General features: G+C 41.1%; 17 protein-coding genes and 1 pseudogene. 10 read left to right on the top strand and 8 right to left on the bottom strand.

Annotation, left to right across the window (positions count from 1 at the left end):
- Positions 1–42: 42 nt before the first annotated feature.
- Positions 43–1,290, top strand: coding sequence for a hemolysin family protein (locus M886_RS14425; protein WP_048051382.1), 1,248 nt, complete (start codon positions 43–45; stop codon positions 1,288–1,290).
- 69 nt (positions 1,291–1,359) lie between these two features.
- On the opposite strand, the gene M886_RS14420 is transcribed toward M886_RS14425, so the two are convergent.
- From M886_RS14420 to M886_RS14410, 3 genes are all read right to left on the bottom strand, one after another.
- The gene (locus M886_RS14420; protein ID WP_048039959.1) at positions 1,360–3,036 is read right to left on the bottom strand and encodes a SagB/ThcOx family dehydrogenase; all 1,677 of its coding nucleotides are present in this window, start codon (positions 3,034–3,036) and stop codon (positions 1,360–1,362) included.
- 127 nt (positions 3,037–3,163) lie between these two features.
- Positions 3,164–3,706 carry a DJ-1/PfpI family protein gene (locus tag M886_RS14415; RefSeq protein WP_048039958.1) on the bottom strand — a complete coding sequence of 181 codons (543 nt, stop codon included), beginning with the start codon at positions 3,704–3,706 and terminating at the stop codon, positions 3,164–3,166.
- Positions 3,707–3,899: 193 nt separating this feature from the next.
- Positions 3,900–5,261: a TIGR00297 family protein gene (locus M886_RS14410; RefSeq protein ID WP_015413189.1), complete on the bottom strand. Its 1,362-nt coding sequence runs from the start codon at positions 5,259–5,261 to the stop codon at positions 3,900–3,902.
- Positions 5,262–5,699: 438 nt separating this feature from the next.
- Between M886_RS14410 and M886_RS14405 the strand changes: the two genes are divergently transcribed.
- Positions 5,700–7,148, top strand: coding sequence for a dihydrolipoyl dehydrogenase (locus M886_RS14405; protein WP_015413190.1), 1,449 nt, complete (start codon positions 5,700–5,702; stop codon positions 7,146–7,148).
- Positions 7,149–7,570: 422 nt separating this feature from the next.
- Positions 7,571–10,675: an Eco57I restriction-modification methylase domain-containing protein gene (locus tag M886_RS14400; RefSeq protein WP_048037653.1), complete on the top strand. Its 3,105-nt coding sequence runs from the start codon at positions 7,571–7,573 to the stop codon at positions 10,673–10,675.
- A gap of 29 nt (positions 10,676–10,704) precedes the next feature.
- Here M886_RS14400 and M886_RS14395 read toward each other — a convergent pair whose 3' ends face one another.
- On the bottom strand, positions 10,705–11,553 hold the full coding sequence (locus M886_RS14395) for a class I SAM-dependent methyltransferase (RefSeq protein ID WP_048037652.1): 849 nt from the start codon (positions 11,551–11,553) through the stop codon (positions 10,705–10,707).
- Positions 11,554–11,813: 260 nt separating this feature from the next.
- Positions 11,814–13,754, bottom strand: coding sequence for a helicase C-terminal domain-containing protein (locus M886_RS14390; RefSeq protein WP_048051763.1), 1,941 nt, complete (start codon positions 13,752–13,754; stop codon positions 11,814–11,816).
- Positions 13,755–14,004: 250 nt separating this feature from the next.
- Between M886_RS14390 and M886_RS14385 the strand changes: the two genes are divergently transcribed.
- The 6 genes and pseudogenes from M886_RS14385 to M886_RS14355 all read left to right on the top strand — a co-directional run bounded on the left by M886_RS14385 (position 14,005) and on the right by M886_RS14355 (position 19,606).
- Positions 14,005–14,430, top strand: coding sequence for an inorganic diphosphatase (locus M886_RS14385; RefSeq protein WP_011035172.1), 426 nt, complete (start codon positions 14,005–14,007; stop codon positions 14,428–14,430).
- 185 nt (positions 14,431–14,615) lie between these two features.
- Positions 14,616–16,049: pseudogene (locus M886_RS14375) on the top strand (IS66-like element ISMma14 family transposase).
- Positions 16,050–16,243: 194 nt separating this feature from the next.
- Positions 16,244–17,383, top strand: a complete 1,140-nt coding sequence (locus M886_RS14370; RefSeq protein ID WP_011035173.1) for a TIGR04083 family peptide-modifying radical SAM enzyme — start codon at positions 16,244–16,246, stop codon at positions 17,381–17,383.
- A 188-nt stretch (positions 17,384–17,571) separates the two neighbouring features.
- Positions 17,572–18,750, top strand: a complete 1,179-nt coding sequence (locus M886_RS14365; RefSeq protein ID WP_011035174.1) for a metallophosphoesterase — start codon at positions 17,572–17,574, stop codon at positions 18,748–18,750.
- 125 nt (positions 18,751–18,875) lie between these two features.
- The gene (locus M886_RS14360; protein ID WP_048051381.1) at positions 18,876–19,247 is read left to right on the top strand and encodes a hypothetical protein; all 372 of its coding nucleotides are present in this window, start codon (positions 18,876–18,878) and stop codon (positions 19,245–19,247) included.
- A 113-nt stretch (positions 19,248–19,360) separates the two neighbouring features.
- The gene (locus M886_RS14355; protein WP_048043149.1) at positions 19,361–19,606 is read left to right on the top strand and encodes a DUF5683 domain-containing protein; all 246 of its coding nucleotides are present in this window, start codon (positions 19,361–19,363) and stop codon (positions 19,604–19,606) included.
- 209 nt (positions 19,607–19,815) lie between these two features.
- Here the strand turns inward: M886_RS14355 and M886_RS19235 are convergent, their stop codons facing one another.
- Positions 19,816–20,397: a PEF-CTERM sorting domain-containing protein gene (locus M886_RS19235; protein WP_235203978.1), complete on the bottom strand. Its 582-nt coding sequence runs from the start codon at positions 20,395–20,397 to the stop codon at positions 19,816–19,818.
- A gap of 1,193 nt (positions 20,398–21,590) precedes the next feature.
- Between M886_RS19235 and M886_RS14345 the strand changes: the two genes are divergently transcribed.
- Entirely contained in the window at positions 21,591–22,178 is a 588-nt protein-coding gene (locus M886_RS14345) for a flavin reductase family protein (protein ID WP_011035177.1), read from the top strand.
- A gap of 114 nt (positions 22,179–22,292) precedes the next feature.
- Here M886_RS14345 and uvrB read toward each other — a convergent pair whose 3' ends face one another.
- Both uvrB and uvrC read right to left on the bottom strand, forming a co-directional pair.
- Positions 22,293–24,305 (bottom strand): excinuclease ABC subunit UvrB, encoded by a 2,013-nt coding sequence (uvrB, locus tag M886_RS14340; RefSeq protein WP_011035178.1) that lies wholly within the window; start codon positions 24,303–24,305, stop codon positions 22,293–22,295.
- 82 nt (positions 24,306–24,387) lie between these two features.
- Positions 24,388–25,959: an excinuclease ABC subunit UvrC gene (uvrC, locus tag M886_RS14335; RefSeq protein ID WP_011035179.1), complete on the bottom strand. Its 1,572-nt coding sequence runs from the start codon at positions 25,957–25,959 to the stop codon at positions 24,388–24,390.
- Between the last annotated feature and the right edge of the window lie 63 nt (positions 25,960–26,022).

Genomic DNA, 26,022 nt, shown 5'->3' with positions numbered 1-26,022 from the left:
GATACTTATGAAGATCATCCAATATAACGCTTAAGACTTCCCATCGGTGACACGATACTAGTTTCAGCCAAGAAAATCCGCCTCAGGCAAAAAGCGGAAAAAGGAGATGCAGGGGCTGAGACTGCACTCAAACTCTCAAATGAACCCACCGCATTTCTCTCTACGGTACAGATAGGAATCACCCTTGTAGGCATCTTTGCAGGCGCATTCGGGGGAGCCACGATAGCAGGAGAACTTGATACTTACCTCCGGGACTTTCCGGCTCTTGCTCGATACAGTGCCACCCTCAGCATTACTCTTGTAGTGCTTATAATCACATATCTGACCTTAATCTTTGGTGAACTTGTTCCAAAGCAGCTTGCACTCAATAATGCGGAAACAATTGCTTCCCGTGTCGCAAAACCCATGTTTTTTCTTTCTCTCATGGCAAGGCCTCTTGTACTTGTTCTGAGCTATTCAACCGATGCTGTCCTCAGGCTGTTGAGAGTCAGGAAGATAATCGGGCCGCCAGTAACTGAAGAGGAAATCAAGATCATGATTGAGGAAGGGACCGAAGCAGGAGTGTTTGAAAGAGCCGAGATGAGCATGATAGAAGGTGTTTTTGACATCGGTGACCGCCGGGTTGAATCACTGATGACCCACCGCTCTGACATTATCGCTTTCGACCTGGACGACCCTGTTGATGAGAACCTGAAGAAAATGATTGCAAGCGGAAGGTCAAATTTTCCGGTATATGAACGGGATCTGGACGATGTCATAGGGATAGTTTCCGTAAAAGATGTCCTGGCAAGGCTTATTGAAAGCGGTAAAGTTGATATCAGGGCCTCAGTCACCAAACCACTCTTTGCACCTGAAGCTATAACAGTCCTGAAACTCCTCGAATCTTTCAAGGAAACAGGCATGCACATCGCCCTGATCACAGATGAATATGGAAGCGTCCAGGGCATTATTACCCTGCATGACATCCTTGAAGCTATAGTTGGAGACGTCCGTTCCCTTGGCGAGTCGGAAGAAGAGCAGATTACCGTCCTTGAAAACGGCTCCTGGCTTATTGACGGGGATACTCCTGTTAATAAATTAAAATATGTCTTATCAGTTGATTCATTTCCAGGAGAGGATCAGGGTTATTACCTGACTATTGCCGGGCTGATCATGTACATCCTGCAAAGAATTCCCAAAACAGGAGACCATATGGAATTCAACGGGCTGAGATACGAGGTGGTCGATATGGACGGCATTAGAATAGACAAAGTGATGGTCACAAAGGTCCCGGAAGTCTCCAAAGACTGAACACATTATGAACACATTACGAACACATTATGAACACATTATGTCTTCCAGAGCCGAAAAAATAATATGTTATTTTACGTATGCGGGGAAAGTCACAACACCAATCTCCTGAAGTGGTGATCCTACTGCAAAATGATAGAGGTCCTGGTACTCAAGTCCTTTAAGACCAAGGGTTTCATGCAGTGGGTCGTCAAAAAAACACCCTATCCCGCAACCCCTGAAACCGCGGGCTTCTGCTTCAAGATAAAGGATTTGCCCCAGGATTCCGCATTCCCAGAAAAGGCAAGGGTAGACCCAGGAGCCAAACTTTTTCAGAGGCTCTTCGAATTCGGAAAGCATGCAGGCAGTAAAACAGGCATCTGAAGCTTTTCTCTGAGAACATGAAAGCTGGGCAGCAAAGTCGTAAAGGTTTTCTTCTACAAGCATGTAAAGCTCAAGTTCGTGAGGGCAGCTCTCAGGCTTCTCCCAGAGGAAATCCTGCCTGAACCTGGATTTAAGCTTCTCTTTTTCACCTGATTTCCTGAGGAAAATATAAAGTCCGGGGAAAAGCCCTTTTACCCGGTTTACAAAGAGGAGAAGATGTGAAAATGGCCCGAAAGGAAGGGTATTGAGAACAGGATTTTTATCGGGAAGTGTTCTCCTCAGCATGCCATAAAAATCCTCTTTTTCCATGTAAGCACTGTTATTCATTTCAATAGCACTTCTCCGCATGTGAATCACTCTACGCAGAGGAGCCGCCTCCAGGTCCGAATGAGTTCCGTGATCCGGGACTTCCCCGGATAAACCCGAAGTCTGAATTTCAGGCTTCGGTTCCGCCTGTTTTTCACCGAAATGATTGGTATTTCCTTTTCTTGTAACTGACGAAGCCTTTTCAATGCCAGCCCATTCCACATGTGCAGGGCTCAGCCGGTCAGGAACGCCAGCCCAGTAAAGCTTTTCAAAATCCGGAATCGCAGATGAGGAAACTTTGCCGGAGATACATTCCTTTCCTGCAGGATAAACTGCAAGAAGACAGGCTGGCTCTTCTTTTTCCGGCCCCTGCCTTCCTGAAATGCCCAGAACTTTTGCGATATCCTCGGAAGCCATATCCGCAAGCAGGCATGTCTTCCAGCCCAGTCCTGATGCAGCAAAGCTTAGAGCAGCAATAGCATGTCCGAGGTCGTGGTTTGCATACCTGAAAGCCCGGACTCCGTATTTCCAGGCGACCCGCCAGTAAATCGAAGTAAGCCCAATAAAAAATGTGCCTTCCGGAAAGCCGGAACTTAATTTTTTCCACGTTTCTCCGGAAAATTCAGCTCTTAATTCGAGTGCATGCGGCAGAGGAGAATAGTGGCAGACAGAAGGTTTTTTCAGAAGTCCCGGAACAGGACCGGAAATAAGGTAAACCTCTGTTGGGTGAAGGTTTCCGCTTGAGGGGTTGATGCGGAGAGGCCACCTGGCGCTTCCTGCCTTCTTCCACACCGACAGGGCAAAGCTGTCAAAAAAAAGCTGAGAAATGCTTCTGCGGCTGATCCCTGAAGGTTCCAGTTTCTCAGGACAGAATGCCTGTTCATAGCCCGGAAGAAGTTCGGTATTGATGTTTTTCTCATCCCAGGTATCCAGCTTAAGGACCGGAGCTCCTCTGTAGCTGAGAAAAGGGTCTGGCTTGATCTCCATATCAAGAAATCGAGGGCCTGAAGCATAGGCTTTAAAGCCATGCTTGCTGGTCTGATGATAGGACAGTAAGGCTTCAAGTTCTGCGTTCATAACAGGTCACCAGCTTTTCCAGAGAATAACAGCTTTACTATGAAATAACAGCTTTACTATGAAATAACAGCTTTACTATGAAATGGCAGTTTACTTCCGAGTATTTCACAATGCAGAGATTGAGGTATCACGCTTTTTTCAGGGCTTTGAGAACGGCTTTTCCGAATGCTTCCGCACTCTTTGGGTCCCTGCCTGTCACCACCCTGCCCGAAACTACAACATCCCTGTCCTGATAGACAGCACCGTACTTCTCAAGCTCGGTTACGGTATCCGGACTGTTAAAAACAGTGCTCTCTTTGCCTTTTAACACTCCGGCTCTTGCAAGAACCACAGGAGAAATGCAGATTGCAGAAACCACCTTTTTCCTGGAGTCGGCTTCCTTTACAAGTCCTCGCAGGTAATGGTTGTCCCAGAGGTATTTTCTTGAACCGCCTCCTCCGGAAATGACAATTGCATCATAATCATCAATTCTGGCTTCGGAAATCCTGATATCGGGTTTGATCGTGCCTCCAAGCGTTCCTTTTGCAGTATTTTCAGACTCGGCCGCAACCGTAACTTTTGCTCCGGCAGATTCGAATACCTGCTTTGGGACAAAACACTCTTCATCTCTGAACTGTTCCTGGGCAATAACAAGCAAAATTTTTTTACCTTCATATTCGGGTCCTGTCATCTGGTCACCTTCCTGTGAATTAGAAGTAAGATCTCCGCTATCCTTATTGAAAATCAATATGTGTGAAAAGACACTGCAATAACCCTACCCGGATAAAGATATACTCCTGGAGATATAAAGGGTTGCCTTTAAGAAGTAAAAATTATAACGAAAAATTTTAACGTATAAAAAAAGTATCATTGTGAGATTTTAATCAAAATCCGGATACCAGGAGATATATTGCTGCCGAAACCCCCGCTCCTGCAAAGGTTGCAGCAAAGTTTACCCCGCTGTTTGAGAGCAGGCCTCTTTTCTGAAGAGTTGCTCCGAGAAGGCTGTCTATATTAGTCCCGAAAAAGCCTCCCGCAGTTGTAATGAGGACGGAAAGAAAAAGATCGCTGGAAATTCCAAGAGCGTATCCGAGCACACCTATGATTGCAGAGCCAAAAATTGCAGCAAGTTCACCAAGGAGGGAAACTGCCCCGTCAGATCCTGGTTCTGAAGGCTTGAGGGTTGTTATCATTATTGGCTTTCCTTTTGCCGTGGTCCCTATTTCACTTGCAAGAGTGTCACCCGTGGCAGTTGCAACAGTACCCATATAAGCATAAATAATGGGAAGGCTCTGATCCGGAAAGACGCCGTAAGCTACTGCCAGGACAAGAGCAGCCGTACTGTTAGAGAACACGTTTTCATAGCTTCGGATCCCGTTTTTAGCCTGTGCAATCCCTATGGATTCTTTATATGCATACTTGTACCTGGTAAACCCGCCGCCCAGAATGAAGAAAGTGAGCAGGAGCAAAAACCAGGGGAGCCCGCTGAAAACTATAATCAGGACCCCAAGCAGGGCTGCGCTGAGAAGGGCAGAAACATCGGCAATTTTTGCCCTGTAAGCCAGGGCACCGAGGAAAAGGGAGAAAACGAGGGCTACCAGCATTTTCTCGGGAGGAACCCAGTACCTGAATTCCTCGAAAATCCACATCATCATCCCTGCTCCCAGAGGCACAGGGATATTACGGTCTATCTTTGAAGGGATGGATTCAAAAAGAGAACCCGTAACCGCTCCAATAACAGCTATGAAAAAAATAAAGTTGTACGAAACCGGAAGATTTTGCCAGTAAACAATCCAGCTTGCTGCAACAAAAGCTGCAATAATCCTCAGCGCGAGAAAAATAGAACTCCATATTATTGAGAATCTTCTCTGCCTCCTCCTGCTTTTTTCAGACTCAAAGTCAGCTGTGAAACCTCTTTCTGAAAAAAAGGAGCTATGGTTTCCCACTGCTGCGACTGCGAAGGCGGCAAGAACTATATAAAACGGAAACGTGTAGGGAAGGTCTTTAGAAACTGCAGAAACAAGCAGCATCAGGGAAAAGGAAAAAGAAAGGCAGACTGCATCCCTGCTGCAGGAAAGAAACTTTCCGGAAAATCTCAGCAACAGGAAAACTCCGAGAGAAAGAACGAGAAGAAGGTCTACTCCTGCAAAAGGGGCTATTAGAATAAGCAGGAGATATAACACATGCATCACAGGGATTCCATGATAGGAACACCCATTCTCAAGGAGGGGGATAGCTCTGTTCATTCTAGGACATCTGTTGTTTTTTATTCTTCCTGAAAAGCTAGTTAGAATAGGTCTTTCTTTATAAATAGATAGTTGTTTTTCCGTGATAGACAGTTATTTTTCCGTGACAGATAGTTATTGTTTCTCACAGGTCGTTGTTTTTCTTAATAGACAGTTGTTCTTTCTCAGGCAATTGCTTAAATTTAAACCAAATTTAAAAATACATTCTACTTTTCTACTTTATTACTTACGCCCGGAAGGATGTTTTGCAAGTCTGGATTTTACGGGAAAAACTGGATAATTTCTCTGGATTGAGCTCACTTAATGAAGAAATATTCGTGAACCGGGAATAAATGTAATTAGCAAAACAGACAGATAACTATTGCAGTTAATAAATATTGCAGTTAACAGACCAGAAATGGCAGGATCTGATTTCACACATACTTGAGGGGTATAAGGATGAAAGATTATGACCTGATTGTAATAGGTACCGGCTCCGGGATGAATTATGTAAACTCTATAATTGATTCGAATCCTAAGATGAAGATAGCTGTTATCGATAAAGACGAACCTGGCGGGATCTGCCTTACACGGGGATGTATCCCTTCAAAGCTTTTGCTTTACCCTGCAGAACTTGTCAGGGATCTTGAAACGGCTCCTCTTTTCGGGATCAAACTCGAAATAAAGGATATCGAGTTCCGAACTATCATGGAGAGGATGCGCAAAAGAATAGGTGAGGACATAGAGATGATAAGGCAGGGGCTAACGGAGAATGATTATCTTGATTATTATCCCGAGACTGCAGAATTCATTTCTCCCTACACCCTGAAGGCAGGGGATGAAATCCTCCATTCCGAAATGATCTTTCTGTGCACGGGTTCAAAGCCTGCGGTCCCGCCTGTTAGAGGACTTGAAGAAGCCGGTTACCTTACAAGTGATACCGTGCTCGGGCTCAACGAATGTCCGAAAAGCCTTGCCATTCTCGGAGGGAGTTACATAGGGGCTGAGTACGGGCACTTTTTTTCTGCTATGGGAGCTGAAGTAACAGTTATAGGCAGAAATCAGCATTTCCTCCCCCAGGAAGAGCCCGAGGTCTCCGAACTTGCCAGGATAAAAATGTCAGAATACATGCGCATACTTACAAATCACGAAGCGATAGAGGTCAGAAAAGAAAAGGGAGGGCAAAAAACAGTTATTGCAAAGGACAGGGGCTCGGGAGAAGAAACCGAAGTTACTGCAGACGAGATCCTCGTTGCAACAGGCAGAGCCCCGAACAATGATATTCTCCACCCTGAAAAGGCAGGGATTAAAACAGACCCCCATGGCTGGATTTTAGTCAACGAGTATCTTGAAACCTCACAGCCGAATATCTGGGCTTTCGGGGACGCAAACGGAAAATATCTTCTCAAGCATGTTGGAAACTATGAATCCGGAATAGTTTACCTGAACGCTATAATGCAGGAAAAAGTAAAGGTAGACTATCATGCCGTACCACACGCAGTTTTTTCCTATCCTGAGATTGCAGGGGTAGGGATGTCAGAAAAGGAAGCGATAGAAGAATTTGGGGAAAAAAGAGTAATCATAGGCTTCAAACTCTTTGAAGACACTGCAAAGGGATCTGCTATGGAAACGAGGGATTATTTCGTAAAGGTAATTCTGGACGGTCTGGAAGATAAAATCCTGGGCGCTCATATTATAGGACCCCATGCCTCGGTCCTGATACACCAGATAATTCCTCTCATGTACACGGCATCAAGGAGCGCAAAACCGATGATGCAAATGATGGATATCCACCCGGCACTCAGTGAAGTGGTCAAGCGAGCTTTTTATTCAAGGCTGTCCCCTGAACACTACCACCATGTTATGAAACATCTCGGGCTTGAGGATGAAGACTCTGTTGAAGGCTGACTTAGAGTAAACTATCAATGAGCTGAACCCAGCACGACGTCCATTTTGCCCGCTCTCTTCGTTCAAATAGATTAATTAAAACTCCTGACCCATACAGCAGTATTCAGCTATACCGAACCGTTCCTGTCACGCTCGACGCAGGAGAGCGGCCTTTACCGGAAAGAAGAGAAAAAAGAAAAAGACTGAAAATAATTTTTTTGTGATTTTGTTAATTCTCAAATTTCTTCATTCATTTCTATTTTTGAGAATGATTATTTTGATAGTTTTTGATAACTTAATATTAAGTTTTGGGATCTATTATACAATTATTATCTCTAATCGGCTCTTTACATAATTTAAAAATCAACTTATACTAGAACTTCTTTCTTCTTTACAGTATTAGAAAACCAATATTTTCTTTTTATCATACCCAACGTGATACCATGTCTGCTCCCCCTCAAATAATTGAGCTTGTCACTCGTTTTGATAACTATTATGAGAGATACAAGTCTCTTTCGTATAATGAAACACAGGTAAGAAGAGAATTTATTGATCCGTTTTTTAAGGCGTTAGGATGGGATGTGGATAATACACAGGCATTTGATGATAGATACAAAGAAGTTATTCACGAAGATGCTATAAAGGTGAGCGGGAAGACAAAAGCGCCTGACTACTCTTTTAGAATAGGTGGTGTCCGGAAATTTTTTGTTGAGGCGAAAAAGCCAGCAGTAAATCTTAAGGAAAACCCCGAGCCTGCTTATCAACTTCGCCGTTATGCCTGGAGCGCAAAGTTGCCATTAAGCATACTGACAGATTTTGAAGAATTTACTGTGTTTGATTGTACAAAGAAACCTTCTCCCAGCGATAAATCATCAATGGGAAGAATAGAGTATTACACTTACAGAGATTATATCGAAAAATGGGATGAAATTGAATCTAAGTATTCTAAAAGGTCAATTCTTACAGGAAAATTTGACGACCTTGCAGACAGTCTGGTGAACAGGAAAGGCGGAAGAGGAACAGCAGGGATTGATGACGCATTCCTGACTGAAATAGAAGAATGGCGTGATATCCTTGCCAAGAATATTGCACTTAGAAACAATGAACTTTCTGTGAGGGAGCTAAACCTTGCAGTGCAAAAAATCATTGACAGAATCATCTTTTTGAGAATTTGTGAAGACAGGGGCATAGAAGAGTATGGGCAGCTCAAAAAGAAAGCTGAGGGTAAAGAGATTTATGAAAACCTGAAAGACCTGTTTATATATGCAGACGAAAAATACAATTCCGGACTCTTCCACTTCAGAAAAGAAGATTGGATGGAAGAGCCAGATATTTTAACACTCTCCCTAAAAATCGATGATAAAATACTCAAGCAGATTTTAAGCCATCTTTATTATCCTGAGAGTCCTTATGAGTTTTCCGTGTTCCCTGCTGACATTCTCGGGCAGGTTTACGAGCAATTTTTAGGTAAGGTTATAAGGCTTACAGAGTCTCATCAAGCAAAGATTGAAGAGAAACCCGAGGTTAAAAAAGCGGGTGGAGTATATTATACTCCTACATATATTGTGGACTATATTGTCAGGAATACTGTTGGAAGGCTTGTTGAAGGCAAAACACCGGATGAAGTCTCAGAGATAAAAATTCTTGACCCTGCGTGCGGTTCAGGCTCTTTTTTAATAGGTGCTTACCAGTATCTTCTGGACTGGCACATTAGCTGGTATATGGAAAAGCTTGTTCCACTTATAAAGGAAGGAAAAACTGCAACTGACAGAGAAGTACAAAAACTCCTGCCAGTAAAACCTGTTCCAAAGAAAAAAGGAAAAAAGAAGAACAGGCATGCAGGAATTGACTATGATTTCCCGATATACCAGATGAGTGAGACTGACTGGCGTTTGACATCGGAAGAGAAAAAGAGAATTCTATTGAATAATATTTTTGGTGTTGATATCGACCAGCAGGCTGTAGAGGTCACAAAACTTTCTCTTCTCCTGAAGGTGCTGGAAGGCGAAAAAGGTGAGCGCATCTCGAAGCAGCTTACAATCACTCAGGAAAGGGTACTGCCTTCCCTGCACGAAAATATAAAGTGTGGAAACTCATTGATTGGTCTGGATATCTATGAGAATATTCCATCTACTCTTGATAATGAAGAGGATTTATACAGAATTAATCCCTTTGACTGGAACAGTGGATTTCCTGAAGTTTTTGAGAAAGGTGGATTTGATGCTGTAATTGGGAATCCTCCGTATGTCCGGCAGGAACTTTTGAAAGGACAGAAAGAATATTTCAAAGACCGATATGAAGTATATCACGGAAGCGCTGATCTTTATGCTTATTTTATAGAGAAGGGGATTTCCCTTCTTAAAGAGAATGGGCAGTTCTCTTATATCGTTGCAAATAAATGGATGAGAGCTAATTATGGAAAACCTCTTCGTGCATGGCTGAGTAAAAAGCCGATTGAAGAAATCATTGATTTTGGTGACCTTCCAGTCTTTAAAAAGGCGACAACATACCCCTGTATATTAAGAGTATCAAAAGGAGCGCCAAAGCAGCGTTTTAAGGTTGTCCAGGTCGCTACACTGGACTTCTCGGATTTATCGCAATACGTCAAAGAGAATGGACATTCTATCAATCAAGATTCACTCGATGATAATGGATGGTCACTTGTAGATCAAAATACCAGGCTGCTTCTGGATAAGCTCATGAAATCCGGCGTGCCTCTTGGAGAATATGTTGAAAAGAAAATATATTACGGCATTAAGACCGGTCTAAACGAGGCATTTGTTATTGGTGAAACCACAAAGGACCGATTGATTGCTGAAGATCCAAAGAATGCAGAAGTTATTAAACCATTTTTAGCAGGGCGTGAAATTAAGAGATATATTGACCTTAAACCACAGCAATATCTCATTTTGTTTGAAAAAGGTTGGACAAATAAAAATTCAGGAAATATTAAAAATAAATGGATTTGGTTGAAAGAAAAGTACCCATCCATTGCAAATCACCTTGAACCTTTCACAAAAGACGGTGAAAGCAGGTATGATAAAGGAGATTATTGGTGGGAATTAAGATCATGCGATTATTATAGAGAGTTTGAAGAAGAAAAAATATTGTATGCAGAGATAGCGACAACCGGACAGTTCACTCTGGATAATAATGGATTATATTCTGATACAACCTCGTATATTATGGGAAGTAATTCACTTTATTTATTAGGCATTTTAAACTCAAGATTATGGACTTTTATGTTTTCTAATGTTAGTTCTATTATCAGAGGGGGATTTTTCAGATGGAAACGTCAATACATGGAAAATCTCCCTGTCTATCCAATTGATTCCTCCAATCCCGAAGATATGGCCAAGCATAATAAAATGGTACAACTTGTCAAACAAATGCTTGAACTGAACAAAAAACTTGATAATTCCAAGCTTGGTATAGAAAAAGAGATGATCCAGCGCCGGATTGAAGCTACAGATGCGGAAATCAACAGGCTGGTTTATCATCTCTACGATTTGAACGAGGAAGAGATTAAGATTGTGGAAATGAAATAAAATTGAGCCTATTATTTTAGCCCAGGTTTTCATTTTTTAATCAAATCAAAAACCCACCTGCTAACTCCCGGAGCAACATTTCCTGTGCGCCTGTAAAATTCAACCTTAAGCCCCATTTTTCTGTATTTTTCAATTAATTCCGGGATCTGATTCTCGGTTTTGAAAGTGTAAAAATGAATGTGTCCGCCCTTTTTTATAAAGCAAGAAATCATTTCTAAAAAATGGTCCATACCGTAAGGAGTTGGTACAATTGCCCTGTCAAAGCCGTTTTCCGGAACCCTGAATCCCTCAGCTTCCAGAGAACCCGGATTGCTGAGAACAAGTCCGGCATCTCCCTGGATAACCGTGACCTGTTTTTCAAGTTTGTTCAACCGGACATTTTCTTTCAGACAGGCACAGGCTTCAGGATTTATCTCGATTGCGCAGACCTTTGTCTCCTTTCCAGCAGAAGGGAGCACAAAAGGACCCACGCCTGCAAAAGGAATCAAAACAGACTCTCCAGACAGGACTTTTGAAGCTACACGTGCTCTTTCCCAGTAGAGCCTGGGGTTGAAGAAAACCTTTCTCACATCCATTCTGTATGTGTAGCCGTTTTCCCTGTGAAATGTTTCTGCGGATTCCCCGGCGAGAAGTTCAAAATGAGCTACCCTGCGTTCCCCTTCGAGTTTGCTAACCTTGTTGAGCACTGCCCTCGTGTTGCCTCTCATAGAGAGAATGTTTGAAACAATAGCCTCTCTATAAGCCCCTAATTCCGGGGGAATCGAAATTACTGCAATATCACCTATATAGTCGAAGCGTTTCGGAACCAGGGGAAGTAGGGGCTCTTCCACTATTCCTTTCATTGAATCTCGCAGGGTTACTCTGTTTCGATAACTCATCTAATAAACCTCTATAGAAAAGATTGCAGGATTTTGTCCTTTCAGCCTCTTTGTCAGACCACTTAATTGTTCAAGAATCTCGTTTTTCAGATATTTTCATATTTGACCTTTACCCTTGCATTTCAGTATTATTAACTTCAGCTTTATAGCTGGAGTTTTTGACTCAAAAGACCTATGGAACTGAATAGAGTTTTATTAGTATGTTAAGAGGTAACAAGAACCACCGCGTAATTTACTTCATTTCTACTTATTAAAAAAGGTCAGTTAAACATTCGTTTTATGTGTCTTGATTTTTGTCTATGTTCGGCTTTTCTGAAAATTTTCCTTGTCAGTTTATTAAGAAAAAATGCATCTTTACCTTTCATACCTTCAAGCTTTGAAATTTCTTTGTTATTCCTAACATGCCTGGTGAATAGCCTCATAAGCTCGGGTTGTTGAATTGCAAAGGACGTGAATCTTGTATCAAGTGTGAAAGTTACCGCATAATCAGTTTCTGTCCTTACTGATCGTCCGATTGCTTGAATGATTACAATTGCAGTCTTATAAACATATGAAAGCGGTCTTAATTTCATTTTTTCTTCTAGCTCTTTACGCCTTGATATTCTGGTATCTGCTAGATCAGGGTAAGGAACCTTAATCATGACCTGGAACCTGGAAAGATCATCTTTCAGATCCACGCCTTCGGTCATGGAAGGAGAGACTAAAACAGTTCCTTCTCCAATTCTGGACAGGTGCTCCTGCAACTTTTCTTCCCTGTTTGCCGAATTATGGAAAATCAACCTATCCTTATAAGCAGAATATTTCTCGATAAAATCTGAAATCCTGTAAGTAGCGCAATGAATAATCCCTTTATCCTCAGGGAACAGTTCCAGGATCATATCAATTCTTTCTACCACTTCTTTATAAAATTCCTCTTCCTCTTCCGGGGTCTCGTCATTATAATATTTAAAATTTGCAATCCCCAGGTTAAAGACCTTATTCTTTTCTTTGGGATACACAGGCGGGATTTCTAGATATTCGATTTCGGCGGGATTAATACCTAAATCGTTAGCTACCACGGCAGGATTTAGAATCGTAGCTGACATAATGACATTGATGTTTCCCAGTCTCAGATACCTGTCGTATGCATACTGGCTAATCCGGACAGGCTGGAATTCTATACTTTTTAAACCACTTCCTTTCTCGAAAAATTCCTCTTTGACTACCCAGTTATCCAGATTCTTAGAAATATCCTTTAAAAATGGCTCAATTTTACTCATCCTTAGACTATTCACTTTCTGCAGGTCCATATTCAGGTCATCGAGTCTTTGAATTTTACCCCTGATCTTTTCCTGAATGTCGGGTATTTCAGGATCATTAGCAGTTGCCACACTGTGTTCCAGATTTATTTTTATATCCAGCTCCTCTTTAGCAAGCTTTTTGATGTTCTCTTCTGCCAATATAGCAGCTTCTCTCAGCTTCATTAACCAGCCCGCATGTAGTCTTAATTTCTGCTCATTCTCCATATCAGAATCGGGAGTCACGAACTGTATTTTAAAATCGCCTAGAAACTTATTAATTAAAGTTAAATTTTCATATACGATAGGCACTTTGATAAACGCAATAATCATAGCTTCTATATTGTGCCCTTCATCTGAAATCAGGATCTTTCTTCCTACGAAATCCCCTGCAAAATTAGCCTCATGCAATAGATACTGGTAATTGTGGACCACTCCAAAATTATTCAGGGCTTTTGCCTTGTCTATCCAGTAATCACATCTTTCCGGATCCCCGGTGGGTCCTGTCCAGTATTTAGTACAATGGTCTCTTTCAGAATAATAAGCAGGATATTTTGTCTCTTTTGTCCCAGGTTTTCGAGAGCACATTAAGTCCTGAACCACACAGGCTCCAAGATCACAGGTTTTTCCATCATTCCTGGTTTTACATATGTAGTTGGAACGGCCCTTCACCGTCAGTAGATCTGGGAAATCGGCCAGATACTGATCCTGCAGTGATTTTGTAGCTGTGCAGACATATCCCTCCCCAAAATACTTCATCACAGTATAAGCAATAGCGCTTTTTCCCACCCCAGTAGGAGCCTGAATTAAAATGTATTTCTTTCCCTGTTTAATCGCTTTTTCTATGCCTGTAAGCACAGCTATTTGTGCATCCCTGGGCAGATATTTTTTCGGAAAATATTCTAAGATTTCACTCTCTTCCATTTTCTCTTTTTTGAGAAGAGTCGATTTAATATATAATTTTTCCAAAAACCGTTGAAGTCCCTCTTATTCAATCTCATCCAATTGGTTTTGATGAGCATTTTAAACAAAAGAATTAAGTTCTTAATAGTAGTTGATTGAAAACGAATAAGTGATATACGGCTCAAAATTAAAAGGCTTAAATGGATGGAAAAGAAGATAGACAGAAGTGATTATAGAAGGCTGCTTCCGAATTATATACAGGAAATTTTCCATGAAAATAGTAATAGAAACTCCCAAATACAGTTTTTGGAAATACCAGAAAACAGACAAAGGCTACGAAAGAGCTTTCTTTTCTCCCTTACCCACGATCTTTAATTACGGCTTCATTGAAGGCACAACAGGCCCGGACGGCATGGAAGAGGATGTAGTTGTGCTGGGACCCCGCCTCCCCAGAGGGAGTACGCTTGAAAGAGAGAACTTTGACGGAACAGTAATGTTCCTTGACAATTCTATCAGGGATGATAAGAAACTGGTATATATAAGCGGCTTTCGCTCTCCAGTCGTGCTGGCTTTTTATTTCAGGCTTTATGCGCTTTTCAAGATTTTTCTTTATGCTTTTCGTGAAGGGAAAATTTCAAGATGCAGGTTTGAAGGAATCGTGCTCGAGGGATCTGATAGAAAAAACTGTCATAACTAAAAAACTGTCATAACTAAAAGACTCTCATAACTAAAAAACTGTTCTAACCGAAAAATTGTCCTAACTGAAAAACTGCCCCGCAAAAAAGTTAAAAAGAAGTAACTATTCAGGTAGCCTTAACGAGGCTACACATTTTTCCTCGTTCCGAGGAAAAATTGGATATAAAATGATTCCTTTTTAGCTTTATGAAACGTGATGAGATTCTTTCTTACTGTGCTTCAAATCCTGAAATTATTGTAGCTTACATTGAGAGTTTAGAATCTCAAGTTAAAGAACTCACTGAAAGACTTGTAGCCTTAGAATCTCGTTTAAATCAAAACAGTCGTAACAGCAGTCGACCTCCTTCTACTGATTATTTTGTCAAAGAGAAACCTAATCCCAAGAGTCTGCGTAAACCAAGCGGGAAGAAACCTGGAGGTCAGGAAGGTCATCCAGGCACGACTCTTGATATGGTTGATCATCCTGAGTAGGTAATAGAACATTCTTTGACCTGCTGCAAAGAATGCGGATCTACCCTTGAGAATGTTGAAGTTGAAGCTTATGAGAGAAGACAGGTCTTTGACATTCCTCCCGTAAATCTAATTGTTACAGAACATAAAAGTCAGATTAAAACCTGTCCTTGTTGTGGAAAGTTGAATAAAGCCGTTTTTCCCGAATCAGTGAAATATCCGGTTCAGTATGGCCCTAATATTTTAGCTTCAGCTATTTACTGTAAAAATTACCAGTTTGTTCCTTATGATAGAATTTCTGAGTTATTTGAAGACATTATGGGAATAAAAATCTGTCCTGCTACGATAATTAGAGCAGAAAGAGAATGTTTCCAGAATTTAGAGGAATTTGAAAACGTTATTAGAGAGAAGTTATTAGCCTCGCCTGTAATCAATTTTGATGAAACTGGTATGAAGATTGAAGGAAAAAGACACTGGCTTCATGTAGCTTCTAATGAAAAATACACATGTTATTTTGCTCATACAAAAAGAGGAGCAGAAGCAATAGATGCTATGGGAATTCTTCCGAAGTTTAAGGGAGTAGCAGTTCATGATGGATGGAAACCTTACAACGTTTATGATTGTGATCATGCTCTGTGTAACGCTCATTTACAGAGAGAACTTACAGGAATTGAAGAGAACTATAAACAGACATGGGCTAAAGAGATGAATGAACTGCTCACTGAGATGAAGAAATACACTGATGAGTGTAAAGAGCAATTAAGAGAACCTGATTTTGAGCAAATTAAAGCATTGGAAGAAAGGTTTGATGCAATTATCATTAGAGCGCTTGAAGAAAATCCGCATTCTCTAAATCCTGAAAAACAGGGAAAACGCGGTAAAAATCCAAAAACAAAATCAAGGAATCTGCTGGATAGGTTTATAGAACACAAAGAAAAGATTCTGAGATTCCTGACAGATTTGAAAGTTCCATTTGATAATAATCAGGCAGAAAGAGATATCAGGATGATGAAACTACAGCAGAAAATATCGGGAACTTTCAGAAAAGCAATGGGAGCGCAAGCTTTCTGCAGAATTAGGGCGTACATTTCTACAGGAAAAAAGAACGGTTTACCTGTTTTAGAGGGTATTCGTGCGGCGCTCATAGGAGCGCCGTTAACTATACTCTGAGCAGTTACAAAAAGAAAATGATAAGCGTCAAACGGGATTGAAGAAAATTAAGTAGAGATATCCAGAATTAGAGATATCCAGAATTATACTGAAAATCATCAGAGAAAAAATATTTACTATCTGGCGGGTGTAAGGGGCTACTTTTAGAAAACTACTAATAATTTAAAGAAGCTTAAAAAAAGGGTGCTTTAAATATGCCTTTTCATGTGATGCTGATCCCTACCCTTGGCTGTCCCGCTAACTGTAATTATTGCTGGAGTTCGGAAGAAAAATCTCCTATCATGAGCATCGAAACCATTAAAGAGGTGGTTGAATGGCTCAAAATATTCAGGCAGGATTCCGTTACTTTTACTTTTCATGGCGGAGAGCCGCTCCTTGCAGGAGAGAAATTTTACAGGGAAGCCTTGCCGTTACTTGCTGAAGGTTTAAGTCCCAGAAATATTGCTTTTGCCATACAGACAAACCTCTGGAAACTTACACCTGAAATAGCCGAGATTTTTGCCAGGTACAATGTCCCTATCGGTTCCAGTCTGGACGGCCCTCAGGAGCTTAACGACCTTCAGAGGGGAAAGGGCTACTATGAAAAGACCATGAAAGGCTATGAAATTGCAAAGGATCACGGGCTTACTGTGAGATTCATCGCAACCTTCACATCCCATTCCGTGAAATTCAAAGAGGATATTTTCAATTTTTACCTGGAAAAAGACCTGACACTTAAACTGCACCCCTGCCTGCCGTCTTTAAAAGGTGACAACCCGGAAAAATGGGCACTTGACCCTGTGGAATACGGGAATCTTTTAATTTACCTTCTTGATAAGTACCTCGAAAACCTGGGCAGGATTGAAGTCATGAATATTGACCATATGTGCAAATGCGTTTTCACAGGCAGAGGCACTGTCTGCACCTTCGTAGACTGCATGGGAGATACTTTTGCGGTTGGCCCAGACGGAGGCATATACCCCTGCTACCGCTTTGTAGGCATGCCAGAATATGTCATGGGAAACGTTCACGACCGCCCGACCATGGCAGACCTTGCTCAATCTGACGCCTGGAAGCTCATGCATAAATATAAGGAATTTGTGGACAGTGCATGCAGCAAATGCGCCCATATCAAATACTGCAGGGGTGGGTGCCCTTACAACGCTCTGGTGCCCACGGACGGGGAAATAAAAGCTGTTGACCCGCACTGCATTGCTTATAAAATGATTTTTGACGAAATAACTGATCGGGTGAACCAGGAGATGTTCGGATCAGGCGGAATGGATATGTTTATGCCACAGACAATGAGCCCTTCAAAGCCAGGAATCATGTCTCTCATGCTTAAGAAAATTTAAAAACAAAAACATAAAAACAAAAATACTGAAAACTGTAATAAAATCTTAATGATCGATGCCTCTTCTCAGGCATTGGTTTTAATCAAAAGAGTATTTGAGTTAGAAGAATATTTGAATTAGACGAATACTGGAATTAGAAGAATATTTTGCCGGAAAATTAAATAAAGCAGTAAATAAGACCGTATACGATGACAGACAAAAGAGGGAATAACGGAAAAACAGGTTTACTTTTTCCCGCTATTTTTACTATTTTTGTCTCAATCTATGCTGCCGGAAATTACTATGTAGGTTTGCGCTTTTTTCAATCAATACAGAGCCTTATAGAGCCTTATTCTTTGTTCTACTGGAGCGGTTATGCGTTTCTTGTGATATCGCTTTTTGCAGGCAGGTTAGGAAAGAGGTTTTATCCCGGATACGTTAATGATCTCTTTGCTGTAACGGGAAACTACTGGGTTGGTGCTGTTTATTATTCGCTCCTGATATGGGCTGGTATTGACGTTCTTCATTTCTTAACCAGTCTCATCTTCCCCGCTACTCGGATAATTAAATACCCCTCATTTTACTTTGGACTTGCAGTTTTGCTTCTTGTCTTTCTTCTTTTGCTATACGGAACCTGGAATGCGCGTCATCCGCGCATCGTACACTACGATATCACAATCAAAAAATCAGTACCTGATTTACCAGAGCTCCATGCTGTCATGGTATCCGACATACACCTTGGTCTGGTTGTTGATAAAGATCGCCTCAAAGAGATGGTTAACAGAATTAACGAACTTGATCCGGATGTCGTATTTCTTGCCGGAGATACTATAGATGAAGATGTAAGGCTATTTGCCAGCAATAAAATGCCGGAGATATTGAAAAAGTTGAAATCCAGATACGGCGTGTATGCAGTTCTTGGAAACCATGAATACATTGGCGGCAATAATGAGCTGGCAGTGGAATATCTGCAACAGGCTGGCATTCATGTACTGGTTGACAAATGCATAAAAGTAAATAACCATTTTTATGTAGCTGGTCGAGATGACCGGGTGGCAGGCAGAATGAATGGAAAAAAGCGACTGGAGCTGTCCAGGCTTGTAGATGGCATAGATCACACTCTTCCGATCATTTTGCTAGACCACCAGCCCATTAATCTGAAGGAGGGACAGCTAAATGGAATCGATTTACAGTTATCCGGGCATACGCACGCTGGACAGTTTTTTCCCAATACTTTAATCTCTAAACGTGTATTCGAAAACAGCTGGGGTTATTTAAAAAAGGGAGAATGTCAAATAATTGTTTCAGCCGGTTTCGGCACATGGGGTCCTCCAATACGAATTGGCAGCAATTCCGAAATCACAGATATAAAAATTTCTTTCGTGTGATCAAAAGCATAACTGAATCTTCAGGATATTTACAGGACACTTTTAAGTTTGCTGTTTAGTAATAATTTATTTTTGTTTTTCTTTTTTGAGATAGTTTATATAGGTCCACTCTCTAAACTAAGCATATGAACGAGGGCAAGATCAAGAACACCATAACCAGAAGCTTTGAACTTCAGGACTACAGGATAGAAGGTACAGAACTTTCCGGTTTCTGGGCAGACCTTCTCAGCAAAGAAGAACTGACGGTTGAAGTAAATTACATACCTGAAAACAAAAAGACCTTCAGTCCCGAAGAAACAAAAAACCTTACTGGAGAGATCTGCGAAAAATGTAAAAACTTTGAAACCCAGCTGCCCGAAAACATTAGATGTGAAGCGACATTCAAAGACTTTGGAGAAAAAGTTTACAGAACCGATCAAAAGGATTTTGAACTGGAGACCGGAGAAATAGACGAAATTAAGGTTGTTTACCGCTTCTTTGTAGCTTATTATGTTTAATTAGTATGTTCACCTTTTTATTATTAAACAAATATATTTAGTATCAAATAAGTAAAGGTATCTTCAAGTAAAGAGATAACCAAAAATCAGAAGCCTGCATAAGAGTGTGAAATATGCCTCAACCACGAAAAAATCCGGGTGCCGCCGTTGTACTGTCATTCTTTATTCCGGGTCTCGGACAAATTTACAATGGGCAGATAATGAAAGGGATCATTTTTATAATTCTTGCCTCGATTTTCGGCTTCCTTACAGTAGTTTTAGTAGGTTACGTTCTTTATCCTCTTTTCTGGATTTATAACCTCTATGATGCTTACAATACTGCAAGGGAAATTAATGAAAAGTATGGTGGATATTACTAAAATGAGCTTTCAGGAAGATATTCCAGAAAAAAGAATTTGTTTCATACTCATTTTTTTCGTACTCAGATTGAAATCTTTTAACCTTTTGCCTGATATATACTCTGAATAATCTTTTTACGAAGAATAAAACCTAGGAGAGGGATTTCAAAAAAAAGAGAAAAAAGAAAAAATTAGTTTTAAAGGGAATTCGCGCCCTAAAAATTACTCTTTTATTCTTGTTTTTTGCGCCCGAAAATAAACATTAGACCCAGTATTGCTGCAACAGGAAGGGCCATTGTGGGGAATTCAGGAACTTCAACATTCCCATTCGAGAATTTAGCACTGCTGGTTGACATACCATTTACATTTACTCCCCAAGCAACATGAGCACCATAATATGACGTTTCAGGAGTCCCCGAAAATTTCACATGAATTGTAGTAAAAATATCTTGGTTAGCCCCAGGTCTTGGTAATTTAGCTGTGGTAAAGTCTAGTTGTACACCATTTTCGTCTGTAAAACCACCACCAATATTATCATCTTCCTTATATTTATAACCAGAAATAGGATTGCCATTTACATCTGTTACAGAATATGGATCTGTAATATCGATTGTTAAACCAGAAGGAAGTCCTACTAAATCAAACCAACCTTGCGGATAATAATCATCTGGGTCTGAAGTTTCTAGATTTTTCAGTGGAGTCACAATAAAAGTTGCTTCATTACCTGAAACACTTACAACAACTTTTTGTACACTAGTAGCTCCTGGCTCATTAGCTACATTAAGATCAATAGCTAGAGCTGTATTTGTCAAAGAAATAAGACATATCAATGTTCCAATTATAAACTTTAACCTCACCAGTCAAAACCTCCTTTAGAGAATAAAATGAATGTGATTTTATTAATCTATAAAGAGATAAACTTATTTAGTTTAATATATTTCATACAGTATAGATACAAAAAATGTAATAATCAACATCTATAGCCGTTTAATATGTGATTAAATTATTAAAATTATTGATATTAAAGTTCTGTAAAATAATATAGACAATATTTTAAAAAAATAAGGGATGACTGGGGATGGCTTTTGATACTGAATTATGATCATTTGCTCATATTTCCAGGATCAATCTGAGGTTAATCTTTTTACTTTCTCTAATTTAATACTCATAGCCTGTTTTTCTAAGCAAAATATAATGCAAAAAAATCATAGGAAACAGGCAGGAGAGCCCCAATAGAAAAGAAGTTCATGAACGCAGAATAGGAAAAGATAAGATGCAAGAAGAATAGAAGTAACTGGATATTCAGAAAGAGATGAGAAAGGATTTGAAGATGAAGACTCCGGCGATTCTGACTATGAAAAGTGATAATCAAATATTGAACTCACGAAAATACGAAAATAAAAGAAAGATTTAAATAAAATAAATTTATTCCTCCAAAGTCATTCGCGCAGTATTTTTTTCTGCTGTTAACAATGAAAATCAATCTATAATTTATGCAACCGATAGAGTTATTGAGGGGAATATTGATACCGAAATTCAGTGGAATCTTATTAATGTTACGGTTTCGGCGTCGGAATTCTATCTAACACATTTGCAGTATATACCTGTTGCATATGCTATGCTGGTTATGTAACCCGCATCTAGATAGGAATGTGGCATTTATGAATAGCTGACCCGGTAACATGCTAACCGGTGTGAAAGAGACAAACGGATATAAACACTGTCAGAGTTTGCTGTTAATACTCTTGTTAACGTTTTTTATGTGCATTTATTCTGTTTGTGAAATCGAAGAGTATTGATTCTGTATATTCTGACCTTATTGTATATTCTGACCTTATTGTATATCTGACCTTACTGTATATTTTGACCTTATAACCCGTCAGATATAGTAGACATTTATTTTTACTGAAATTGTATTTAAGTAATAAAATATTTAATTTTTATAACATATAGTATTAAATATGTGATGACTTATAAGGGTTAATTAAATTAGTAAGGTGAGAAAATGAAATTAAAGCCAGGTAAAAGAGAACAGATATTTCCCCTTCCTGTTGCCCTTATTTCCACTATCTCGAAGAATGGGGTCCGGAATGTAGCTCCGTGGTCCAATATAACTCCAATCCTCCGCCCCCTAGAGGAAGTAATACTTGCTTCATGGATAAAGCGAGATACTCTCATGAACATCCGTGAAACAGGAGAATTTGTTATAAATATACCTCGTGCAGGAATGGAAGAAGCTGTTATGGTCTGCTCCCGGAATTATCCGCCGGAGGTTGACGAGTTTGAAATGGCCGGGCTGAAGACCCGTCCTTCTGAAAAAGTTAAGGTTCCCGGTGTTGAAGGGTGCATTGCCTGGGCGGAATGTATCCTTGTAGAGGAGATCCTGAGAGAAAAGTTCTCCCTCATCATAGGAAAAGTCGTAAACCTGGAAGTTGACGATGACTTTTTTGACGAAGAAGGCAAGATGGATTTCGAAAAAGCAAAACCACTGTCCTGCATCCTGGGACCAAAAGGACTTACTTTTACCTGCCCAGGAAGCACCGGCAAGTCAGCAGACTATTCTGAGATGTTTCTCGGAGGAAAGGGGTCTTAAGCCCGATCCCATGAACTTGTGCCATATGGTTATATGACAAAAAGAATTTGTTTTCCAGTGAAAAGATGAGATAGCTGACTTCCCAGATGTTCAGCCATCTCTCAAACAATCTTTTCACACTGCTTTTATCTCTTTTTCCAGCTTCTTTATAAGTTCCCTGACCTGGATTGCACGCTCGAAGTCCAGCCTGTCAGCAGCTTCCCTCATCTCTGCATCCAGTTCGATAATCACGTTTGGAATATCGGTTTTCGGAATATGTTTTGTATCCGTGATATCCACAACTTTTTCTCGAATTGGTTTTCTGATGGTTGTAGGGACAATGCCGTGTTCTTCGTTGTAAGCTATTTGCATTGAACGGCGGCGCTCGGTTTCCTGAACTGCTGATTTGATGGAATCGGTCATGTTGTCGGCATAGAGGACGACCCTTGAGCTGGAGTTCCGTGCTGCTCTGCCTATAATCTGGATAAGGCTCTTTGAGTTCCTGAGGAAACCTTCTTTGTCTGCATCAAGGATTCCAATGAAACCAACTTCAGGAATATCAAGCCCTTCCCTGAGAAGGTTGATGCCAACAAGGACATCAAACTTGCCGAGGCGCAGTTCGCGGATAATTTCCGTCCTTTCAATGGTCTTTATATCCGAGTGCAGGTAGCGTGCCTTGATCTCATTTTTCGCCAGGAATTCAGTTAGTTCTTCTGCTAGCTTTTTGGTAAGCGTGGTCACAAGGGCGCGATCTCCCCTCTCCACTATTTTCCTGATCTCCTGCATAACGTCCCTGACCTGGCCTTCAAGGGGACGCACTTCAACCTCAGGGTCAACAAGGCCTGTCGGGCGGATGATCTGTTCCACGACCCGGGAAGAATGTTCACGCTCGTAGTCTGCAGGTGTTGCCGAGACAAAGATCACATTTTTCATGTATTTTTCAAATTCTTCAAACTTAAGGGGCCTGTTGTCAAAAGCACTTGGAAGCCTGAAACCGTAATCTACAAGGCTCTTTTTCCTTGACCTGTCCCCATTATACATCCCGTGCAGCTGCGGAATCGTCTGGTGGCTCTCATCAATAACCAGAAGGAAGTCATCCGGGAAATAGTCAAGCAGGCAGAAAGGCTTCTCTCCAGGCTGTCTATGGTCAAAATGCCTTGAATAGTTTTCTATCCCCTTGCAGCTGCCGGTTTCCTGGATCATTTCCATATCATAGAGCGTGCGCTGCTTTAACCTGTGGGACTCAAGCAACCCGAGTTCGGGAAGACGTTCTTCAAGTTCTTCAAGAATAAACTGGATTGCGCTTTTCTGTTCCTCTTCAGGGATAACATAGTGCCTGGCAGGATAGACGAAGAAATAGTCCATATCCTCTTTTCTCTGCCCGGTTTGCTTGTCCACTTCGGAAATCCGGTCCACCTCGTCCCCGAAAAGTTCTATCCTGATTATGTCATCAAAGTAACCGGGAATGATATCAATTGTATCTCCTTTTACTCTGAAGCGCCCTGGCATGAGTTCAAGGTCGTTTCTCTCAAACTGGATGTCGATCAGTTTCTCAAGGATTTCCTTTCTGTGAACCTTATCCCCAACTTTAAGTTCAAAACCCATCTTCTGGAAGTTTTCAGGATTTCCCAGACCGTAGATGCAGGACACGGATGCCACCACAATCACGTCCTGCCTTGACATCAGGGAAGCTGTGGCTGCAAGGCGCATCTGTTCGATTTTCGGGTTTATCATTGCATCTTTTTCAATATACTGGTCTTTTGCTGGGAGATAGGACTCTGGCTGGTAATAATCGTAATATGAGACAAAATATTCAACGCGGTTTTCAGGGAAGAATTCCCTGAACTCATTATATAACTGAGCAGCAAGGGTTTTATTGTGGGCAATAACGAGAGTAGGTTTTCGGATCTGGTTTATAACATTTGCAACTGTATAGGTCTTACCTGACCCTGTCACCCCGAGAAGGGTCTGGAACGGCTCTCCTTTCTTCAGTCCGTCCACAAGTTTTTCTATTGCTTCAGGCTGGGAACCTTTGGGTTCAAAATCGGAAACAAGTTTAAAAGGAGGGCTTTCCCAGTACCGTTCATCGTATATTGTTTCAAACTTATTTTCAGCTAACTCCCCGGTTGTCTGGCTGGAAACTTTCATAGAATTATGACCTTCTTAAGCATATGGAATTGATTAATATATTTGCGGAGTCGATTACAGTATTGATTACTGTACCAATGACTCATTTCTGTATCAATGCTTTCTGTCTTAACAGGCGGTTATAGTTAATAGCGAACCTGTGAGCTTCGTCCCTGATTTCCTGGACAAAAAGAGATGCTTTCTCATCTTTTTTGATAGGAAGAGGAGACTTGAGTCCCGGGACATAAATCTCTTCTTCGCGTTTGGCTATTGAGATAATGGGAACCTTTACCCTGAGCTTCCGTAGTTCCTGGAAAGCTGAAGAAAGCTGCCCTTTTCCCCCATCAATAATTATCAGGTCAGGCATTTCATGTTTGTCCTCAAGCAGTCGGGAATAACGCCTCCGCACAACTTCGGCAATGGAAGCGAAGTCGTCAATCCCTTCCACGCTTTCTATTTTGAAGCGGCGGTAATTATGCTTATCAGGCCTGCCTCCCCTGAACTGCACCATTGAACCGACTGTAGCCGTGCCTGAAAGGTGGGAAATATCAAAGCATTCAATAACATTCGGGATCTTTGGTAAGGAAAGTTTACTCTGCAGGGCTTCAAGCTTTTTCCTGTCCCCGAAGAATCCAATCTCAACATTTTTAAGGACAAGGTCAAGAAGCTCTTTTTTATCTCCCTGTTTCGGGACCGCTACTTTCACTTTCTTTCCCTTCACATGTGCCAGGAACTCTACAAGAGACTCATCAAGCGGTTCCGGAACTATCAGTTCTTCAGGAGGGTCGTTCTCGGAATAATACTGTACGAGAAACTCTTCCAGAAAATCCTCCCCAAAAGCAAAGACAAAGTCCTGCTTGTCTTCCAGGGTACCTTTGTAAACCTTAAAAAGCATGAGGTAAACGTTATTGTCCCTGACGATGTAATTCAGGATGTCCTCATCATACTTTTTCTGCCTCTCCATATTCTGTTTTTCCTGGAGGTATTCAAGGGCTGCAATCTCGTCCCTGAGTTCCATTGCCTGCTCAAACATCTGTTTTGCAGCCATTTCTTTCATCTCTGTTTCCATGGACTCTATGAGTTCCCTGATATTGCCTTTAAGGACAGAAATGGCTTTTTTTACTTTCTCTCCGTATTCCTCAACGGAAACACTGCTAATGCAGGGACCGCTGCACGCTCCTATGTGGTAGCGCAGGCAGGCACGTGAAGGCATTTTCCTGCAGGTCCTGAGCTGGAATGTTTTTCTTACAACCTCAAAAATATAGTCCCGTTCTCTGGCAGAGACAAACGGTCCGAAGAACTCTCCCTCTCCGGTATTCTTACGCGCAATCCTGATCCTGGGAAACTTTTCTCCCGTGAGGTGGATGCAGGCGTACCGTTTTGAGTCCTTGAGCATTATATTGTATCTGGGCCAGTGCTTCTTGATCAGGGTATTTTCGAGGAGAAAGGCTTCTACCTCGGTATTCGTAACAATAAAATCAAGGCCTCTGGCAAACTGCATAAGGCTTGCAGTTTTAGGGTCGTGGTCCCTTTTCTGGAAATAGCTGCTCACCCTTTTTTTGAGGTCCTTTGCTTTCCCAACATAAAGTACAATCCCTTCCTCATCCTTGAAGAGATAACAGCCAGGCAGATGCGGAAGAGCTTCCAGGTCGATCATTTTTGAACCACGTCCCATTAAAATCTTGTTTCAGATTTCATCGGATTCTATTTTTTATCAGGGTATTATTCATCTGGAGAA

Source organism: Methanosarcina soligelidi (assembly GCF_000744315.1).
In the GTDB taxonomy this organism is placed as follows: domain Archaea; phylum Halobacteriota; class Methanosarcinia; order Methanosarcinales; family Methanosarcinaceae; genus Methanosarcina; species Methanosarcina mazei.
The sequence above is the reverse complement of the archived record's forward strand: the minus strand, read 5'-3'. Positions and strand labels throughout refer to the sequence as shown.